Consider the following 15,749-nt stretch of genomic DNA (forward strand, 5'->3'; position numbering starts at 1 on the left):
ACGCGAAACCGCGCCGTTTGTTACAATTGCATGCATTTTGTCGTTTCGACATTCAGTAAGAGATTATTTCGCCAAAACAGGGACTGTTCAGCGCGTATTTACCGCGATGCTATTAAAATAGAAATAGAGAAGACGTCGCAGCGCGTTCAGGCATTACGTTAATCGATGTACCAGGAATCGTGAATGGAACTACTAACCCAACTCTTAAATGCCTTGTGGAGTCAGGATTTCGAGACGCTCGCAAATCCTTCCATGATCGGCATGCTCTATTTTGTCTTATGTATGATCCTGTTCCTGGAGAACGGATTGCTGCCTGCTGCCTTCCTGCCGGGCGATAGCCTGCTGGTGCTGGTTGGTGTCCTCATTGCCAAAGGCGCAATGGGCTTCCCGCAAACGGTGATTCTGCTGACGGTCGCCGCCAGTCTTGGCAGCTGGGTGGGTTACATCCAGGGCAACTGGCTCGGCAATACCCGCATTGTCCAGAACTGGCTATCGCATCTGCCCGCGCATTATCACCAGCGCGCGCACCACCTGTTCCATAAGCATGGTCTTTCTGCGCTGCTGATCGGCCGCTTTATTGCTTTTGTCCGCACCCTGCTGCCTACCATCGCCGGCCTGTCCGGGCTCAACAACGCGCGCTTCCAGTTCTTTAACTGGATGAGCGGGCTACTGTGGGTGCTGATCCTCGTCACGCTGGGTTTCCTGCTCGGTAGAACGTCGGTCTTCCAGAAATATGAAGATGCGCTGATGTCCTGCCTGATGCTGCTGCCGGTGGTGCTGCTGGTATTTGGCCTGGGCGGTTCGCTGGTGGTGATGTGGAAGAAAAAATACGGTAACCGAGGGTAACGATGGTGCTAAACCGCATTCAGCTTCGCCGGTTTGCATTAAGCCTGAGCATCATGCTGATGTTATGCATGTTGCTCTGGGCATGGGCCGCGCTGCAGCGTGAAGAGTCCACGCTCGCGATTCGCCCCATTAACCAGGCCAACATGCCCGATGGTTTCTCCGTCTCACACCACCTGGATGCCAACGGTATTCGCTTTAAAAGTATCACCCCGCAAAATGACTCGCTGCTGATTACCTTCGAATCCAGCGAGCAAAGCGCGGCGGCCAAGCGCGTGCTCGATAGTACCCTGCCTCATGTCTACGTTGTTTCCCTACAGGATGAAGATAACGACCCGGCGAGCTGGCTGTCGCTGCTGCGTGATACCTCACACCGGTTTGGCTAAAACTTCCAGGAATCTGAATAATTTCACTTACTTTGGTGATTTCGTCTTTTACTTACTATGCTTACTAATGTGGGTGCCGTCTCGGTACCCACCTACTGGGAAACGTACATTCCAGATGTACTATGCAAAATGGAAGATTCATACATGAAATACCGCATCGTACTTGCGCTCACTCTCGCGACTCTTAGCGCGAGCGCGGCAGCAACATCACTCTGCCAGGAAAAAGAGCAGGACATTCAGCGTGAGATTGGCTATGCCGAAAAGCATAACAATCAGAACCGTATCAACGGTCTGAAAAAGGCGCTGAGCGAGGTTAAAGCCAACTGCACTGATAGCAAGCTTCGCGCCGATCATCAGGAAAAGATTGCCGAGCAGAAGGATGAAATTCGCGAGCGCGAACAGGATCTGCGAGAAGCAAAGCAGAAAGGCGATGCGGACAAGGTGGCGAAACGCGAGCATAAGCTGCAGGAAGCCAAAAGTGAACTTAACGCGCTGGAATCACGTGCGTATTGAGTGAGTGGAACCCCTACAGGAGAGAGACGATGGCTAAAGATTCAACCTCAGATCAGTTACGTGCAGAGCTGAAAGCCCTGTCAGATACCCTGGAAGAAGTGCTGAATGCTTCCACCGATAAATCGAAAGAAGAGCTGAGCAAGCTGCGCAGCAAAGCGGAAAGCGCGCTCAAAGAGAGCCGTGACCGCTTAGGGGAAACGGGCGACGCGATTGCGAAGCAAACCCGCGAAGCCGCCGCGAAAGCCGATGGCTACGTGCGTGAAAACCCGTGGACCGGCGTCGGCATTGGTGCCGCCGTTGGCCTGGTGCTGGGCGTACTGCTGACGCGCCGTTAAGCATGCGTGATTCTCAACACGCGCAGGGTCCCGGGAAAAACGTGCTCGGCATCGGCCAGCGCATTATCACCCTGCTGGTGCAGATGGTGGAAACACGGCTCCGTCTGGTAGTCGTTGAGCTGGAAGAGGAGAAGGCAAACCTCATCCAGCTGCTGTTAATGGCAGGGTTAACCCTGCTGTTTACCGCTTTCGGTCTGATGAGCCTGCTGGTGCTGATTATGTGGGCGGTCGATCCGCAGTACCGTTTACACGTGATGATCGCCACTACCGTCACGCTGCTGTTGCTTGCGTTGATTGGCGGTATCTGGACCGTTCACAAGGCCCGTCAGACCACGCTGCTGCGCCATACCCGTCACGAACTGGCCAACGACCGTGCCCTGCTTGAGGACGACGAGCCATGAGCCCGCGTCAGGAACGTGAGCAGCGCAAAGCGTTTCTGCTGCGCCAGATCCAGCAGCAACGGCTGGATCTGAGCGCCGGACGCCGCGACTGGCTGGATGCCACGCAGGTTTACGATCGCGGCTGGAGCCGTCTCGTGAGCCTGCGGTCGTGGGTGATGGTCGCCAGCAGCGCCATGGCCGTAGTGTCGCTGCGCCATCCGCGCTTTCTGGTGCGCTGGGCGCGACGCGGCATCGGTGCCTGGACCACCTGGCGAATGGTTAAAAATCTGCTGCGTTAAGCGGGTGGATACGCATTCAGCGCCGCATTTCAGCAAGCTGTTCCATAGACAGCCCGGTGGTCTGCGCGACGGTTTTCAGCGCAACCCCGTGGCTGATTAAGGCCTGGGCAATTTTTAGCGTCGCCTGCTTTTCGCCTTCATTTCGGCCTTCATTTCGGCCTTCGATCATACCTTCATCATGCTGTATTTCAGCCCACTCCATCAGCGTCAGTTTCTTCTTCATCATCCTCTCCTCATGTTGCGTCATTCCGCTCGCAAGCTGCCGAAAAAACGTGACGGGGTGCTCTGTTCTCCCCGTCTGCGCCAGATAGTGGATCAGCGCGCGAAACTGGCTATCGGTGGTGTAGCCGGCGCGTAACAGCCGGATCAGGCTGTCGGTCATCTCCATCAAATCGCGCCGCCGAATGTTTTTCTGCAAAAATTCCAGCAGCGCCACGCGACGATGGCTCATGATTTCGTCATCGGAAAGCACCGTAAGGTCAACCAACGGCAGCGCGCCATCATAGAGTACCCGCGCAACCTCGGGTTCCGCAAACACATCCAGCCAGCGCATAGAGAACGGATACGGACTTTTTTCACCGTGGTAGAACAACATAGGGATCACCAGCGGGCAAAGCGCACTTCTGCGTCGACGCTCGTAAAAAATCCCACTGCCATACATCGTTGCTCAGATTCTTTGAAGAAGTTCAACAGTTTTCCTTGCTAACAATTGCCATACGTCGCAGTTATATTTCTCTCCATCGACAGCAGCTACGCGCTATCGACGTGTAAATGCTCAATAAATTGGTTTAACTACCCGCAAGGTTCTCTGGAGAGAAAGATGAAAAAATTAGAAGATATCGGTTTCCTGGTCGCTCGTATTCTGATGCCAATCCTGTTTATCACGGCTGGCTGGGGCAAAATCACCGGGTATGCGGGTACACAACAATACATGGAAGCGATGGGCGTCCCAGGGTTCCTGCTGCCGCTGACCATCCTGCTTGAGTTTGGCGGCGGTCTGGCAATCCTGTTCGGTTTCCTGACCCGCACCACCGCGCTGTTCACCGCAGGCTTCACCCTGCTGACCGCCTTCATCTTCCACAGCAACTTTGCTGAAGGCATGAACTCGCTGATGTTTATGAAAAACCTGACTATCGCTGGCGGCTACCTGCTGCTGGGCATCACCGGTCCGGGCGCATTCAGCATCGACCGCGTACTGAATAAAAAGTGGTAAGCGCACTATACTGAGTGAACGAAAAGCGAGGAGACATCTCCTCGCTTTTGCTATCTGAAGAAGGAGAACATGATGGGACAATTAATCGACGGCGTCTGGCAGGATACCTGGTATGACACCAAATCCACCGGCGGACGTTTCCAGCGTTCAGTCTCCGCCTTTCGCAACTGGCTGACCGCCGACGGCGAACCGGGCCCGAGCGGCAGCGGCGGCTTTGCGGCCGAAAAAGAGCGTTATCACCTGTACGTCTCTCTCGCCTGTCCGTGGGCGCACCGCACGCTGATCCTACGGAAGCTAAAAGGGCTGGAGCCGTTTATCTCGGTTTCGGTAGTGAATCCGCTGATGCTGGAAAACGGCTGGACCTTCGATGCCGATTTCCCGGCGGCCACCGGCGATACGCTCTACCAGCATCAGTTTCTGTACCAGCTCTACCAGCACGCCGATCCGACCTATTCCGGTCGCGTCACCGTTCCGGTGCTGTGGGATAAGAAAAATCAGACCATCGTCAGCAATGAATCCGCTGAAATCATCCGCATGTTTAACACGGCGTTCGATGCGCTCGGCGCGAAGGCGGGCGACTACTATCCGCCCGCGCTGCGCGAGCAGATCGATGAGCTGAACGGCTGGATCTACGACACCGTGAACAACGGCGTCTATAAAGCCGGTTTTGCCACCAGCCAGGCGGCCTATGACGAGGCCGTAGAAAAAGTTTTTGTCTCGCTCGATCGCCTGGAGAAAATTCTCGGCCAGCAGCGCTACCTGACCGGCAATCAGCTGACCGAGGCCGATATTCGCCTGTGGACCACGCTGATTCGCTTCGATCCGGTGTACGTCACCCACTTCAAGTGCGACAAGCACCGCATCAGCGACTATCTGAATCTGCACGGCTTCCTGCGCGATATTTATCAGCTGCCGGGTATAGCAGAAACCGTTGATTTTGCTCACATCCGTAACCACTACTTCCGCAGCCACAAAACCATTAACCCGACCGGTATTATCTCGGTAGGCCCGTGGCAGGACCTCGACGAACCGCACGGCCGCGACGTTCGTTTCCGCTAAGCCTTCAGGGTGCCGTCCTCCGGCACCCTAATTTATTCACCCAATCAATATTTACCACGTTTTCATTCACGACTATCCTTAGCTTGATCGCTTTAAAAACAAGTGATTAATGGTCAACTGAGGCAAGAAAATGGATTGGTATCTCAAGGTTCTACGTAATTATATTGGGTTCGGCGGCCGCGCCCGTCGTAAAGAGTACTGGATGTTCGTGCTGGTGAACGTCATTTTGACGCTCGTGCTGGGCGTGGTGGATAAGATACTCGGCTGGCAGCGTGCCGGCGGCGAAGGGATCCTCACCACCATTTACGGTATCCTGGTGTTCCTGCCGTGGTGGGCGGTGCAGTTCCGTCGTCTGCATGACACCGATCGCTCGGCGTGGTGGCTGTTGCTGCTGATTATCCCGGTGATCGGCTGGATCGTCATTTTGATCTTTAACTGCCAGAACGGTACGCCTGGCGATAACCGTTTTGGGCCGGATCCGAAACGTCTTTCCTGATCCCCGCCAGGCATAATACGGGCTTTGTAGGCCTGATAAGCGCAGCGCCATCAGGCTATTCGGCATCGATCGCCGGATGGCGGCGTAAACGCCTTATCCGGCCTACAACGCTATTTCGCGGTGAGCAGCTTTTGGATCTCGCGCAGACACCAGGACTTGGCTTCGCCCATGCTGTCACGGCGCCAGGCCATAATGATGTCAATCTCGCTGGTGTACTCCGGGCTGACGACCCGCAGACGCCCTTCGGCAATATCCTGCTCAACCAGCGGATACGGCATCGTCGCGACGCCCAATCCGGCAAGCAACGCCTGGCGTTTTTCTTCCATTGAGGTGACCGTCAGACGCGGCTGTTTGTCCAGCAGCTGCACGGTCAGCACCGGGCGCTCGCGCGCGGTGTCGGCAATGGCTACGCCGCGATACTTCACGCGCGTCACCTCAGACAGCGGCTCGGCCTCCTGATGAATCGGGTGATCCGGCGCGGCAACGTAGACGTTCATAATCGAATAGAGCTTGCGCGAGTTAATCTCCGTGGAAGAACGGAAATGCATATCCGGCGCGATCACGATATCCGCTCGCCCCTGCTCCAGACGCTCCCAGGCGCCCGCCAGCACTTCAGTAATAATCGACAGCTGGGTGTTCGACCTGGTCGCCAGCTTCTCCACCAGAGGAAATAGCGCCGGCGTTGGGATCAGCGCTTCTGCGACGATGGTGAGGTGCGTTTCCCAGCCGCGCGCCAGCGCTTCGGCGTCGGTGGTCAGCTTGTCCGCCGCTTCCAGCAGTACGCGGCCGCGTTCGAGCAGCATCCGCCCAACGTTAGTGAATTTTGTTCGATGACCTGAGCGGTCAAATAACACCACGTCCAGCTCTTCTTCCAGCTTTTGCATGGTGTAGCTCAATGCCGAAGGCACGCGGCCCAGCTCATCAGCCGCGGCGGCAAAGCTGCCGCGCCGGTCAATGGCGTCCATTACTCGTAGTGCTTCCAGCGTCAGTGCTCTCTCTTTAGCCATGGCGTGCTCATTCAGGAAATTTGAACATACCGGGCAGAATATCTGGCTAACAATGCAGCGTCCATACCTTTACCATTGATTTAGTGTAAAGGAGGGTCAAGAAGATGATTACCACAAGAACAGCGAAACAGTGCGGACAAGCCGACTTCGGTTGGCTGCAGGCCCGCTATACCTTCTCTTTTGGACACTACTTCGATCCGAAACTGCTGGGCTATGCGTCTCTGCGGGTGCTGAACCAGGAAGTGCTCGCCCCCGGCGCGGCCTTCCAGCCGCGAACCTATCCGAAAGTCGATATTCTGAATCTGATTCTGGAAGGCGAAGCCGAATACCGCGACAACGAAGGCCACCACATTCAGGCCAAAGCCGGTGAAGCGCTGCTGATCGCCACCCAGCCGGGCGTGAGCTATAGCGAACATAATCTGAGTAAAGAGAAGTCATTAACCCGGATACAAATCTGGCTCGACGCCTGCCCGGAACGCGAGAATCCACGCGTGCAGAAACTGACGCTGGAGGATGCCGCGCACCAGCTGCTGGCCTCGCCGGACGGCAGCCAGCACAGTTTACAGCTGCGTCAGCAGGTATGGCTGCACCATATTGAGCTGGCGAAAGGCGAGCGGGTGAATTTGCAGCTGCACGGGCCGCGCGCCTATCTGCAGTCGATCCACGGTACGGTACACGCGCTGGCGCATGACGCGGAAAAACAGGCGCTCACCTGCGGCGACGGGGCTTTTATTCGTGATGAAGCCAATATCACACTCGTGGCCGATACCCCTCTGCGCGCTTTGCTGATAGATTTACCGGTGTAGGGTTATTCAGGATAGTGGAAGTAAAATGAGTAAGAGAAACAACAGAAAGCAGCACGCGGTGAAAGCCGTTAACACGCCTCAGCCGGTCAGCGCGCCAAAAGAGTTTGGCCTTGAAGAGATGCTGAGCGAACTGGAAGCGATCGTCGCCCAGGCAGAAAGCCGCCAGGCGGAAGATCAGGCGGCCTGAGAAAACGCCCCGGCCAATGACCGGGGCTGACGGTTAGCCCAGCTTGCTGGCCATGATCTGAATCACCTGCTTATCGGTTTGCTGCATCGACTGGCAGGCTAGCGCGCAGAGGTTGGAAATCGACTGTTCGACGTCATGCGCCACAATCCCCTCATTGCCGGTTACCGCCGTTTCATCCAGCGCCATCAGCACCGCTTTCCACGCCGACGACACGCTGGTCGAGACCTTCATCGCGCAGCTGTTCGACGCGCCGTCACAGATAATCCCGCTGACATCGCCAATCATGCTGCTGATTGCCATTGAGATACTGCGGTAGCTGCCGTCAATCAGCCAGCAAATCCCGGCGGCGGCCCCCATTGATGCCGTCGTAGCGGCGCAGAGTGCAGACAGCATCGGCAGCTGATGGTGGATATAGATCGCCGTCAGATGCGAGAGCATCAGCCCGCGCGCCATTTTTTCCTGCGAGCAGCCCAGATGTTCGGCGACCACCACCACCGGCATAGTGGCGGCAATCCCCTGGTTACCGGAGCCCGAATTGCTCATGGCGGGCAGGCAGGCGCCGCCCATACGCGCATCCGATGCGGCCGACGTGCGGATCATAATGTCGGACAGCAGATCCTTCGCCAGCAGGCCGCGTTCGCGCTGGCGCTGAAGCGTCGCGCCAATGTGTAGCCCATACTGCGCGCGCAGCCCCTCGTGGGAGAGCGCGCTATTAAGCAACGCCGCATCAAGGATAAAACTGATTTTTTCAAACGGTGCCTGCTCGGCGAACTCTACCACCTGCGCCAGCGTCACTCCGGCCAGCGATGCCGTCGATTCCTCTTCACCGGTGCAGCCGCCGCCGCTGGCATCAAGCAGCGTGGCGCCATTTCTCACCACTCGCGCCACACGGGTATGACCGCCGGCGATGGTCACCGTGGCCGACTCGTCGTCGGTATACACCGTCGCACAGGCGTACAGAACCTCTTCACACGGTTCCTGAATCGACACCGCGACCTTACCGCTCGCCAGCAGCGTTTTAGCGGCGGCGATAGACTCCACGGAGGCGCTTTTTAACACCTCCAGCCCGGCCTGCGGATCGCCCCCCAGCGCGCCAACGGCGGCGGCAATCGGTAGCCCCACCATGCCGGTCCCCGGCACGGTAACGCCCATACCGTTCTTCATCAGATTAGGCGACACCCTGGCGTCAATCCGGCGTACTCTTCCCGCCAGATGCGAGGCGGCAATCGCGCTGGCCAGCGCCAGCGACACCGGCTCGGTACAGCCCATCGCAGGCTTGACGTTTTGTTTAACCGCTTGAATCAGGGTATCCCACAGCGGATTCATCGTTACTTCAACCATCTTAACCATCCACAATCAGGAGAATGCCAGGAACGGGGAGACGCAGAGCAGCAGGCCGGTAATGATGATGGCCGCCAGCGAGATCCCTTTGTATTTATGCAGTGCCGGTACTTTGTAAACCAGCCAGGCCGGAATCAGACAGCCCACCATGCCGAAGATCGGGCTACAGATAGAGGTGAAGCTCAGCACCGGCGCATTCAGCACGATCGCGCTCCAGGCCAGCAGGATGGCGAAGATCATGATCCCGCGTTGCACTAGCTTCTCATTGATCTTTTCCAGCGGCATTTTGCGACGCAGCAGGTTAATCACGATCCCTTGCGTGGCCTCGCGAAAGCCGAGGTAAACGCCGAAGAACGCGGTCATCACCGCAAAAATATTGAGGATCACGCTCACCACGGTAACCCAGGCACCCGTGCTACCGTTGATAAACTGCGCGGCAATCGCCAGCGCCGAGATATTCTGCTCGTAGGCTTTTACCGCTTCGTCATGGCCCATCGCCAGAGTGAAGGAGACGGCATAGAAAAAGACCACAACGAACAGAATACCGAAGGCAATGTTCATCGCCCGCAGCGCTTTGTGGCGCGCCACTTCGCGGGATTTCTCCTTCGAGCGATAGGAGATAACCATCGGGCTAAGCGTCTGAATAAACAGAATGGAGGTCAGGGTAAACGGCAGCGTAATAATGGCATTTTTGATTAGCAGCCCCATCGGCGGCAGCGTACCGGCGTTATAAAGGTGCCACATCCCTACCATCGATACGCCCAGCGCTGCCACCACCAGTAGTTTGGTCAACACCATAAAGCTGGAGACTTTGAACAGCAACTTTTCGCCGCGCGAGGAGATGGCCACCAGCACGCAAATCAGCACCAGGCCGTAGAACGGGTTTTCTGACAGCAGGCCGTCGGTGACGCCAAAGGTGTGCAGATAAGAGGCGCTGTCGTTGGTGATCGCCGTGGAGTAAACAAACATCCAGATCACCAGCATAATGAAGTACAGCGCCCCCAGTAAAATACCCCAGTTTTTGCCCAGGTATCCGCTGATCACGCTAGGGTAGTCTTTACACTCCGGTGACTCGGCCAGGGTATTGATAAACAGCCGCTGAAACAGATACATGGCCGGATAGCCGACGATGGAGGAGAGCAGGAAGACCCACAGCCCCATCAGCCCAACCTGTACCGGTAAAAAGACGATCCCCGCGCCGATAGCCATCCCGATACTCATAATGACCCAGCCGACATCGGTGCTGTCGAACTTTATCGCCGCCTGCCATTCACTTTCAGACATGCCCGCCCGCGCCGCCGCCGTTGAGGTGTGCGTAGGTGAAACTGAGATTGTTTCCATAACAAATTCTCACTCTTGGTTTGTAGGGTTTATTGTTCTAATGCAGATTGATATTTCAAAAAAACAAATCAATGCAGGCTTATTCACTGCTTTTTGTTGGAGTGTGAAGATCATAGCGCGAGTGAAGGAGAAAAAAGTTGCAACTGCCAGGCCACCCAAAAGCCAGAAAGAGAAATAAATGCCATGAATAGCGGATTGTGGACTTTCTATTTCTCTTTTTATTAAAAAACAGAGTAACAATCGGTTTTTATATTCACCAGAAAATAAGTAACAATTTGTTTTTAAATGAGTTTATTGAAAATAGGTTCCTTTCTGGCAAACACGCTGAAAGGGAATTCGTGAAGTGGCGCAATAAATAATGTTAAAGAGTTGTAATTGCGATAGACCGCAAAAAATGATGGCTATCACAACATCACTCAGCACCAGTCAATAACACTATATTTTGTAATGATATGGTAAACATTCAGCATATTTATCTAGCAGGAGCGATGTTTTCTTACGCTGGGCCGTCCGGCGGCCAGAAAGCAAAAACCCCGCCGAGGCGGGGTTTTCTAAAAGGTGAAACTGACCGATAAGCCGGGTTCTGTCGTGGACAGTCATTCATCTAGGCCAGCAATCGCTCACTGGCTCAAGCAGCCTACCCGGGTTCAGTACGGGCCGTACCTTATGAACCCCTATTTGGCCTTGCTCCGGGTGGAGTTTACCGTGCCACGGACTGTTACCAGCCGCGCGGTGCGCTCTTACCGCACCCTTTCACCCTTACCTGATCCCGCTTACGCGGGCCATCGGCGGTTTGCTCTCTGTTGCACTGGTCGTGGGCTGTGACACCCCCCAGGCGTTACCTGGCACCTTGCCCTATGGAGCCCGGACTTTCCTCCCCTCCGCCCGTCTCCCCCGAAGAGGACGACGACGAAGCGGCGACTGTCTGGTCAGCTTCGGCGCGCAGTATAGAGGGTTTGCGCGCCGATGTCACCTTTCCGTCAGCATTCCCACCTGCAGGGTGGCGGCAATATTACGCGAGGTGAGATAAATATTGTCCGCCGCGTCGCGGAACGCCTCTTCCAGCGAGCCAATACGGTTGAGCACGCTGAAGACGGAATCGATGCCGTACTGGTGTACCACGCCAACGTCGCGGGTCAGGCTGCCGGCGATGCCAATCACCGGCTTATGGTATTTTTTCGCCACGCTGGCTACGCCGACCGGCACCTTACCGTGAATACTCTGGCTATCCAGCCGGCCTTCGCCGGTGACCACCAGCGTGCAGTCGTGAATATGCTCTTCCAGGTTTAGCGCCTGCGTGACAATTTCAATGCCGCTGCGCAGCTCTGCGCCAAGAAACGCCATCAACGCCGCGCCCATACCGCCCGCGGCCCCGGCCCCCGGCACCGCTTTCACATCGACCCGCAGCGATTTGTGGATGACCTCGGCGTAGTGCGCCAGGTTGCGGTCCAGCTCGGTAATCATCTGCGCGGTTGCCCCTTTCTGCGGCCCGAAAATACAGGACGCGCCAAACGGCCCGGTCAGCGGGTTGGTGACATCGCAGGCCACACGAATGCTACAGCCCTGTAGACGCGCATCCAGCCCGGAAATATCAATGTGGTTAAGGCTCATCAGGCTGCCGCCGCCAAAGCCGATTGCCGTACCGTTGGCATCGCACAGCTTCGCGCCCAGCGCCTGCACCATCCCGGCGCCGCCGTCGTTGGTCGCGCTGCCGCCGATGCCGATAATAATGTTCTTCACCCCGCTTTCCAGCGCCTGGAGAATCAGCTCTCCGGTACCGAACGAGGTGGTCACTAATGGGTTACGCCGCTCGGGCGGCACCAGCGCCAGGCCGCTGGCGGCGGCCATTTCGATAAACGCCGTACCGCCGTCCCCCGAAATGCCCCACTGCGCCGCCACAGCATCGCCAAGCGGGCCGGTGACGGTTGACGTCATCGCGCGCCCCTGCGTGGCTGCAATCATCGCCTCGACCGTTCCTTCTCCACCGTCGGCGACCGGTACTGACACGAACTGCGCTTCCGGAAAGATTTCCCGAAATCCTTTTTCTATCGCCTGAGCTACCTCGGTGGCAGAAAGGCTTTCTGTATAAGAGTCTGGGGCGATTACGATTTTCATATCTGAGCCTATTAGCGCGCGACGCCGGATGACGCAAAACTTACCCGGCCTACCTTGTAGGCCCGACAAGCTCAACGCCGCCGGGCACGTCGTCCTTAGCGAGTCACTTCCACTTTCGCCAGTTTCTCGTAATAGCACGCCAGGGCGCTATGGTCGGCGGTGCCCAGACCATCGGCGCGCAGCGCCTGCATCATTTCCATCACCGCCGCCGTCAGCGGCAGCTGCGCGCCAACGCCGTGGGAAGTGTCCAGCGCGTTCGCCAGATCTTTAATATGCAGGTCGATACGGAAGCCAGGCTTGAAGTTGCGGTCCATCACCATCGGCGCTTTGGCATCCAGCACGGTGCTGCCCGCCAGGCCGCCGCGAATCGCCTGATAGACCAGATCCGGGTTCACGCCCGCTTTGGTCGCCAGGGTCAGCGCTTCCGACATCGCCGCGATATTCAGCGCGACGATTACCTGGTTTGCCAGCTTGGTAACGTTACCCGCGCCGATTTCGCCGGTATGGACCACAGAGCCAGCCATCGCTTTCATCAGGTCGTAGTACTTATCGAAAATCGCCTTATCGCCGCCCACCATCACCGACAGCGTGCCGTCGATAGCCTTCGGTTCGCCGCCGCTGACCGGCGCATCCAGCATCTCTACGCCTTTCGCCTTCAGCGCGTCGCTAATCTCACGGCTTGCCAGCGGCGCAATAGAACTCATATCAATCAGCACGGTACCCGGCTTCGCGCCTTCGATAATACCGTTTTCACCCAGCGCTACCTCTTTCACGTGCGGCGAGTTCGGCAGCATGGTGATGATCACATCGCACTGCTCGGCAATCGCTTTTGGCGTGGTGGCGGTTTCCGCGCCCGCCGCAATCACTTCGGCAATGGTTTCAGCATTACGGTCGGCAACCACCAGCGAGTAACCCGCTTTCAGCAGGTTTTTGCTCATCGGTTTGCCCATGATACCCAGACCAATAAAACCAACTTTCATCGTTATTTCCTCAATTTTGCGTTAATTCGGTGGTGGTTATTTTTTAAAGGCATCCGCCAGCTTCTGCGTTCCGGCGCGGAACACGCCCAGGTCGCTGCCGACGGCCACAAAGGTGGCGCCCCATTCCAGATAGCGGCGCGCATCGGCTTCCACCGGCGCCAGAATGCCGCTTGGCTTACCGTGCGCTTTCGCACGGGCGAAAATGTGCTGAATCGCCTTCTGAACCTCAGGATGCGAGGCATTGCCCAGGTGGCCCAGCGCGGCGGCCAGATCGCTTGGCCCGACGAAAATGCCGTCTACGCCGTCGGTCGCGGCGATGGCGTCAACGTTATCCACGCCCTGCTGGCTCTCAATCTGTACCAGGATGGTGATGTTCTTGTTGGACTGCGTGAAGTAGTCCGGCACGGTGCCAAACATATTGCCGCGATGCGAAACGGAGACGCCGCGAATGCCTTCCGGCGGATAGCGCGTGGATGACACCGCCTGCGCCGCCTGTTCCTGGGTTTCGACGAACGGGATCAGGAAGTTGTAGAAGCCAATATCCAGCATGCGTTTGATGATCACCGGCTCGTTGGTCGGCACGCGGACCACCGGAGCGCTCTGGCTGCCTTTCAGCGCCATCAGCTGCGGGATGAGAGTCGTCACATCATTCGGCGCGTGTTCGCTGTCCAGTACCAGCCAGTCGAACCCAGCCAGGCCTAACACTTCGGTGCTGATTGGGCTGGCGAGAGCGGACCAGCAGCCGATTTGGATCTGATGAGCAGCCAGCGCCGCTTTGAATTTGTTAGGGAAAATCGCGTTATCCATTTTCATTACCTTAAGTTAGTCGCGGCTTACTTCCGCAGTTCCAGACGTTTGATGTCGCCCACCACGAACAGGTAGCAAACCATCATCATCAGCGCGGAACAGCCAACAAAAATCAGTGCGCCATTAAAGGAGTGCAGCTCGCTAACGATATAGCCAATCACCAGCGGCGTGACGATAGAGGCCACGTTGCCAAACACGTTGAACAGACCGCCGCACAGGCCGACAATTTCTTTCGGCGCCACGTCGGAGATAACTGGCCAGCCAAGCGCCCCGAAGCCTTTGCCGAAGAAGGCCAGCGCCATCAGCGTGACCACCAGCGCGGTGTTGTCGGTGTAGTTACATAAAATAATCGTCGATGCCAGCAGCATGCCCAGTACGATCGGCAGCTTACGCGCAAAGGTCAGCGTACAGCCACGGCGAATCAGGTAGTCGGAGAACAGCCCGCCCAGCACGCCGCCGGCGAAGCCGCACAGCGCAGGGATCGATGCCACCAGCCCCACCTTCAGAATCGACATGCCTTTATCCTGCACCAGGTAAATCGGGAACCAGGTGAGGAAGAACCAGGTGATAGTGTTTAAGAAATACTGGCCGAAGAAGATACCCAGCATCATACGGCTGCCGAGCAGCTGCTTGATATAATCCAGTTTCGGACCTTTCGCCGCCGCGGTGCCCGGCTTTTTATGGTCCATATCTACCACTGCGCCGTTATCCGAGATAAATTTCAGCTCTTCCTGGGACATCCGCGGATGGTCGGTCGGGTTATGGACGAACTTCACCCACATGCCGGTCAGGACGAAGCCAATCACGCCCATCACGGTGAAAACATGCTCCCAGCCCCAGGCAAAGGTCAGCCAGCCCAGCAGCGGCGAGAACAGTGCCAGCGAGAAGTACTGCGCGGAGTTAAAGATAGCCGAGGCGGTGCCGCGCTCTTTGGTGGGGAACCAGGCCGCGACAATACGCGCGTTCGCCGGGAACGAGGGTGCTTCAGAGAAGCCCAGCATAAAGCGCATAAAGAACATGGAGACGCCGGCCCACGCCAGCGGGAAGAGACCAACGAAACCCTGTAAGAAGGTAAACAGCGACCAGAAGAACAGGCTGTAGGAATAGACTTTCTTCGAGCCAAATTTATCCAGTAACCAGCCACCCGGAATTTGCATAAGCAGGTAAGCCCAGCCGAATGCCGAGAAGATATAGCCCATCGACACCGCGCTCAAATCTAACTCTTTCGCCACGGCGGTACCGGCAATGGAAAGCGTTGCGCGGTCCGCGTAGTTAACGGCCGTAACAATAAAAATAATTAAAAGAATTAAATAACGGGTAGGCATACCCTTTTTAGCTTCAGCAACGTCAGCAGTATCGTGTATCATTTTATTATCCTCGGGTACATGAGGCTTTAATCTTATTGTTTTTATTAAAGCGAATTCCGCTGATTATTTAATTGATAACGGGTTATCTCAATAAATAATCAGACACCTTGAAATCGACAATCAGTATAATCAGAATGCCGCCCCTGCACATTGTGCAAACTACCAATTTCATCGCTTTAAAAATTCATTTTATTGATCATATGCACACAGCACTGGGCGCTGATGCACAATTTCAGCCATTGATACCCTTGCCCCATGGGGGATGACAACGATA

The 15,749-nt window shown here is 56.3% G+C and carries 19 protein-coding genes and 1 other RNA gene; 11 read left to right on the plus strand and 9 right to left on the minus strand.

Annotation, left to right across the window (positions count from 1 at the left end):
* Window positions 1-183: 183 nt before the first annotated feature.
* From yqjA to ACK5JN_RS00895, 6 genes are all read left to right on the plus strand, one after another.
* Window positions 184-846, plus strand: a complete 663-nt coding sequence (gene yqjA, locus ACK5JN_RS00870; protein ID WP_416868415.1) for a DedA family general envelope maintenance protein YqjA — start codon at window positions 184-186, stop codon at window positions 844-846.
* Window positions 847-848: 2 nt separating this feature from the next.
* The gene (mzrA, locus tag ACK5JN_RS00875) at window positions 849-1,229 is read left to right on the plus strand and encodes an EnvZ/OmpR regulon moderator MzrA (RefSeq protein ID WP_416868416.1); all 381 of its coding nucleotides are present in this window, start codon (window positions 849-851) and stop codon (window positions 1,227-1,229) included.
* Window positions 1,230-1,373: 144 nt separating this feature from the next.
* Window positions 1,374-1,742 carry a DUF1090 domain-containing protein gene (locus ACK5JN_RS00880; protein ID WP_416868417.1) on the plus strand — a complete coding sequence of 123 codons (369 nt, stop codon included), beginning with the start codon at window positions 1,374-1,376 and terminating at the stop codon, window positions 1,740-1,742.
* Between the two features lie 29 nt (window positions 1,743-1,771).
* On the plus strand, window positions 1,772-2,077 hold the full coding sequence (locus ACK5JN_RS00885; protein WP_064542116.1) for a DUF883 family protein: 306 nt from the start codon (window positions 1,772-1,774) through the stop codon (window positions 2,075-2,077).
* 2 nt (window positions 2,078-2,079) lie between these two features.
* Entirely contained in the window at window positions 2,080-2,478 is a 399-nt protein-coding gene (locus ACK5JN_RS00890) for a phage holin family protein (protein WP_416868418.1), read from the plus strand.
* Window positions 2,475-2,756 (plus strand): YqjK-like family protein, encoded by a 282-nt coding sequence (locus ACK5JN_RS00895; protein ID WP_416868419.1) that lies wholly within the window; start codon window positions 2,475-2,477, stop codon window positions 2,754-2,756. Before ACK5JN_RS00890 ends, ACK5JN_RS00895 begins: the two co-directional genes overlap by 4 nt.
* A gap of 16 nt (window positions 2,757-2,772) precedes the next feature.
* On the opposite strand, the gene ACK5JN_RS00900 is transcribed toward ACK5JN_RS00895, so the two are convergent.
* A complete protein-coding gene (locus ACK5JN_RS00900) occupies window positions 2,773-3,417 on the minus strand; it encodes an Rpn family recombination-promoting nuclease/putative transposase (RefSeq protein ID WP_416868420.1) in 645 nt (214 codons plus the stop codon).
* Between the two features lie 159 nt (window positions 3,418-3,576).
* Between ACK5JN_RS00900 and ACK5JN_RS00905 the strand changes: the two genes are divergently transcribed.
* From ACK5JN_RS00905 to ACK5JN_RS00915, 3 genes are all read left to right on the plus strand, one after another.
* Window positions 3,577-3,969, plus strand: a complete 393-nt coding sequence (locus ACK5JN_RS00905; protein ID WP_064542109.1) for a DoxX family protein — start codon at window positions 3,577-3,579, stop codon at window positions 3,967-3,969.
* A 72-nt stretch (window positions 3,970-4,041) separates the two neighbouring features.
* Window positions 4,042-5,028, plus strand: a complete 987-nt coding sequence (locus ACK5JN_RS00910; RefSeq protein WP_416868473.1) for a glutathione S-transferase family protein — start codon at window positions 4,042-4,044, stop codon at window positions 5,026-5,028.
* Between the two features lie 130 nt (window positions 5,029-5,158).
* On the plus strand, window positions 5,159-5,524 hold the full coding sequence (locus ACK5JN_RS00915) for a DUF805 domain-containing protein (protein WP_416868421.1): 366 nt from the start codon (window positions 5,159-5,161) through the stop codon (window positions 5,522-5,524).
* 110 nt (window positions 5,525-5,634) lie between these two features.
* Here the strand turns inward: ACK5JN_RS00915 and ACK5JN_RS00920 are convergent, their stop codons facing one another.
* Window positions 5,635-6,531, minus strand: coding sequence for a LysR family transcriptional regulator (locus ACK5JN_RS00920; RefSeq protein WP_416868422.1), 897 nt, complete (start codon window positions 6,529-6,531; stop codon window positions 5,635-5,637).
* A 104-nt stretch (window positions 6,532-6,635) separates the two neighbouring features.
* Here ACK5JN_RS00920 and ACK5JN_RS00925 point away from each other — a divergent pair, with 104 nt between their 5' ends.
* Both ACK5JN_RS00925 and ACK5JN_RS00930 read left to right on the plus strand, forming a co-directional pair.
* Window positions 6,636-7,337 carry a pirin family protein gene (locus ACK5JN_RS00925; protein ID WP_416868423.1) on the plus strand — a complete coding sequence of 234 codons (702 nt, stop codon included), beginning with the start codon at window positions 6,636-6,638 and terminating at the stop codon, window positions 7,335-7,337.
* 25 nt (window positions 7,338-7,362) lie between these two features.
* Complete coding sequence (locus ACK5JN_RS00930) at window positions 7,363-7,524, plus strand: hypothetical protein (protein ID WP_416868424.1); 162 nt, start codon at window positions 7,363-7,365, stop codon at window positions 7,522-7,524.
* 33 nt (window positions 7,525-7,557) lie between these two features.
* Here the strand turns inward: ACK5JN_RS00930 and ACK5JN_RS00935 are convergent, their stop codons facing one another.
* The 7 genes from ACK5JN_RS00935 to ACK5JN_RS00965 form a co-directional block, all read right to left on the minus strand.
* Window positions 7,558-8,865, minus strand: coding sequence for a serine dehydratase subunit alpha family protein (locus ACK5JN_RS00935; RefSeq protein WP_416868425.1), 1,308 nt, complete (start codon window positions 8,863-8,865; stop codon window positions 7,558-7,560).
* A 15-nt stretch (window positions 8,866-8,880) separates the two neighbouring features.
* Window positions 8,881-10,206, minus strand: coding sequence for a hypothetical protein (locus ACK5JN_RS00940; protein WP_416868426.1), 1,326 nt, complete (start codon window positions 10,204-10,206; stop codon window positions 8,881-8,883).
* A gap of 556 nt (window positions 10,207-10,762) precedes the next feature.
* An RNA gene (gene rnpB / locus ACK5JN_RS00945) (RNase P RNA component class A) lies at window positions 10,763-11,143 on the minus strand.
* 32 nt (window positions 11,144-11,175) lie between these two features.
* The gene (garK, locus tag ACK5JN_RS00950; protein ID WP_416868427.1) at window positions 11,176-12,321 is read right to left on the minus strand and encodes a glycerate 2-kinase; all 1,146 of its coding nucleotides are present in this window, start codon (window positions 12,319-12,321) and stop codon (window positions 11,176-11,178) included.
* A gap of 95 nt (window positions 12,322-12,416) precedes the next feature.
* Window positions 12,417-13,307: a 2-hydroxy-3-oxopropionate reductase gene (gene garR / locus ACK5JN_RS00955; protein WP_416868474.1), complete on the minus strand. Its 891-nt coding sequence runs from the start codon at window positions 13,305-13,307 to the stop codon at window positions 12,417-12,419.
* 30 nt (window positions 13,308-13,337) lie between these two features.
* Window positions 13,338-14,108, minus strand: a complete 771-nt coding sequence (garL, locus tag ACK5JN_RS00960; protein WP_416868428.1) for a 2-dehydro-3-deoxyglucarate aldolase — start codon at window positions 14,106-14,108, stop codon at window positions 13,338-13,340.
* 26 nt (window positions 14,109-14,134) lie between these two features.
* Window positions 14,135-15,475 (minus strand): MFS transporter, encoded by a 1,341-nt coding sequence (locus ACK5JN_RS00965; protein WP_416868429.1) that lies wholly within the window; start codon window positions 15,473-15,475, stop codon window positions 14,135-14,137.
* Window positions 15,476-15,749: the final 274 nt, after the last annotated feature.

The organism is Kluyvera sp. (assembly GCF_047971185.1).
GTDB lineage: Bacteria > Pseudomonadota > Gammaproteobacteria > Enterobacterales > Enterobacteriaceae > Kluyvera.

Coding starts and splice junctions, on each gene's coding strand:
- yqjA (WP_416868415.1), top strand. CDS start 184: ATGGAACTACTAACCCAACTCTTAAATGCCTTGTGGAGTCAGGATTTC.
- mzrA (WP_416868416.1), top strand. CDS start 849: ATGGTGCTAAACCGCATTCAGCTTCGCCGGTTTGCATTAAGCCTGAGC.
- ACK5JN_RS00880 (WP_416868417.1), top strand. CDS start 1,374: ATGAAATACCGCATCGTACTTGCGCTCACTCTCGCGACTCTTAGCGCG.
- ACK5JN_RS00885 (WP_064542116.1), top strand. CDS start 1,772: ATGGCTAAAGATTCAACCTCAGATCAGTTACGTGCAGAGCTGAAAGCC.
- ACK5JN_RS00890 (WP_416868418.1), top strand. CDS start 2,080: ATGCGTGATTCTCAACACGCGCAGGGTCCCGGGAAAAACGTGCTCGGC.
- ACK5JN_RS00895 (WP_416868419.1), top strand. CDS start 2,475: ATGAGCCCGCGTCAGGAACGTGAGCAGCGCAAAGCGTTTCTGCTGCGC.
- ACK5JN_RS00900 (WP_416868420.1), bottom strand. CDS start 3,417: ATGTATGGCAGTGGGATTTTTTACGAGCGTCGACGCAGAAGTGCGCTT.
- ACK5JN_RS00905 (WP_064542109.1), top strand. CDS start 3,577: ATGAAAAAATTAGAAGATATCGGTTTCCTGGTCGCTCGTATTCTGATG.
- ACK5JN_RS00910 (WP_416868473.1), top strand. CDS start 4,042: ATGGGACAATTAATCGACGGCGTCTGGCAGGATACCTGGTATGACACC.
- ACK5JN_RS00915 (WP_416868421.1), top strand. CDS start 5,159: ATGGATTGGTATCTCAAGGTTCTACGTAATTATATTGGGTTCGGCGGC.
- ACK5JN_RS00920 (WP_416868422.1), bottom strand. CDS start 6,531: ATGGCTAAAGAGAGAGCACTGACGCTGGAAGCACTACGAGTAATGGAC.
- ACK5JN_RS00925 (WP_416868423.1), top strand. CDS start 6,636: ATGATTACCACAAGAACAGCGAAACAGTGCGGACAAGCCGACTTCGGT.
- ACK5JN_RS00930 (WP_416868424.1), top strand. CDS start 7,363: ATGAGTAAGAGAAACAACAGAAAGCAGCACGCGGTGAAAGCCGTTAAC.
- ACK5JN_RS00935 (WP_416868425.1), bottom strand. CDS start 8,865: ATGGTTGAAGTAACGATGAATCCGCTGTGGGATACCCTGATTCAAGCG.
- ACK5JN_RS00940 (WP_416868426.1), bottom strand. CDS start 10,206: ATGGAAACAATCTCAGTTTCACCTACGCACACCTCAACGGCGGCGGCG.
- garK (WP_416868427.1), bottom strand. CDS start 12,321: ATGAAAATCGTAATCGCCCCAGACTCTTATACAGAAAGCCTTTCTGCC.
- garL (WP_416868428.1), bottom strand. CDS start 14,108: ATGGATAACGCGATTTTCCCTAACAAATTCAAAGCGGCGCTGGCTGCT.
- ACK5JN_RS00965 (WP_416868429.1), bottom strand. CDS start 15,475: ATGATACACGATACTGCTGACGTTGCTGAAGCTAAAAAGGGTATGCCT.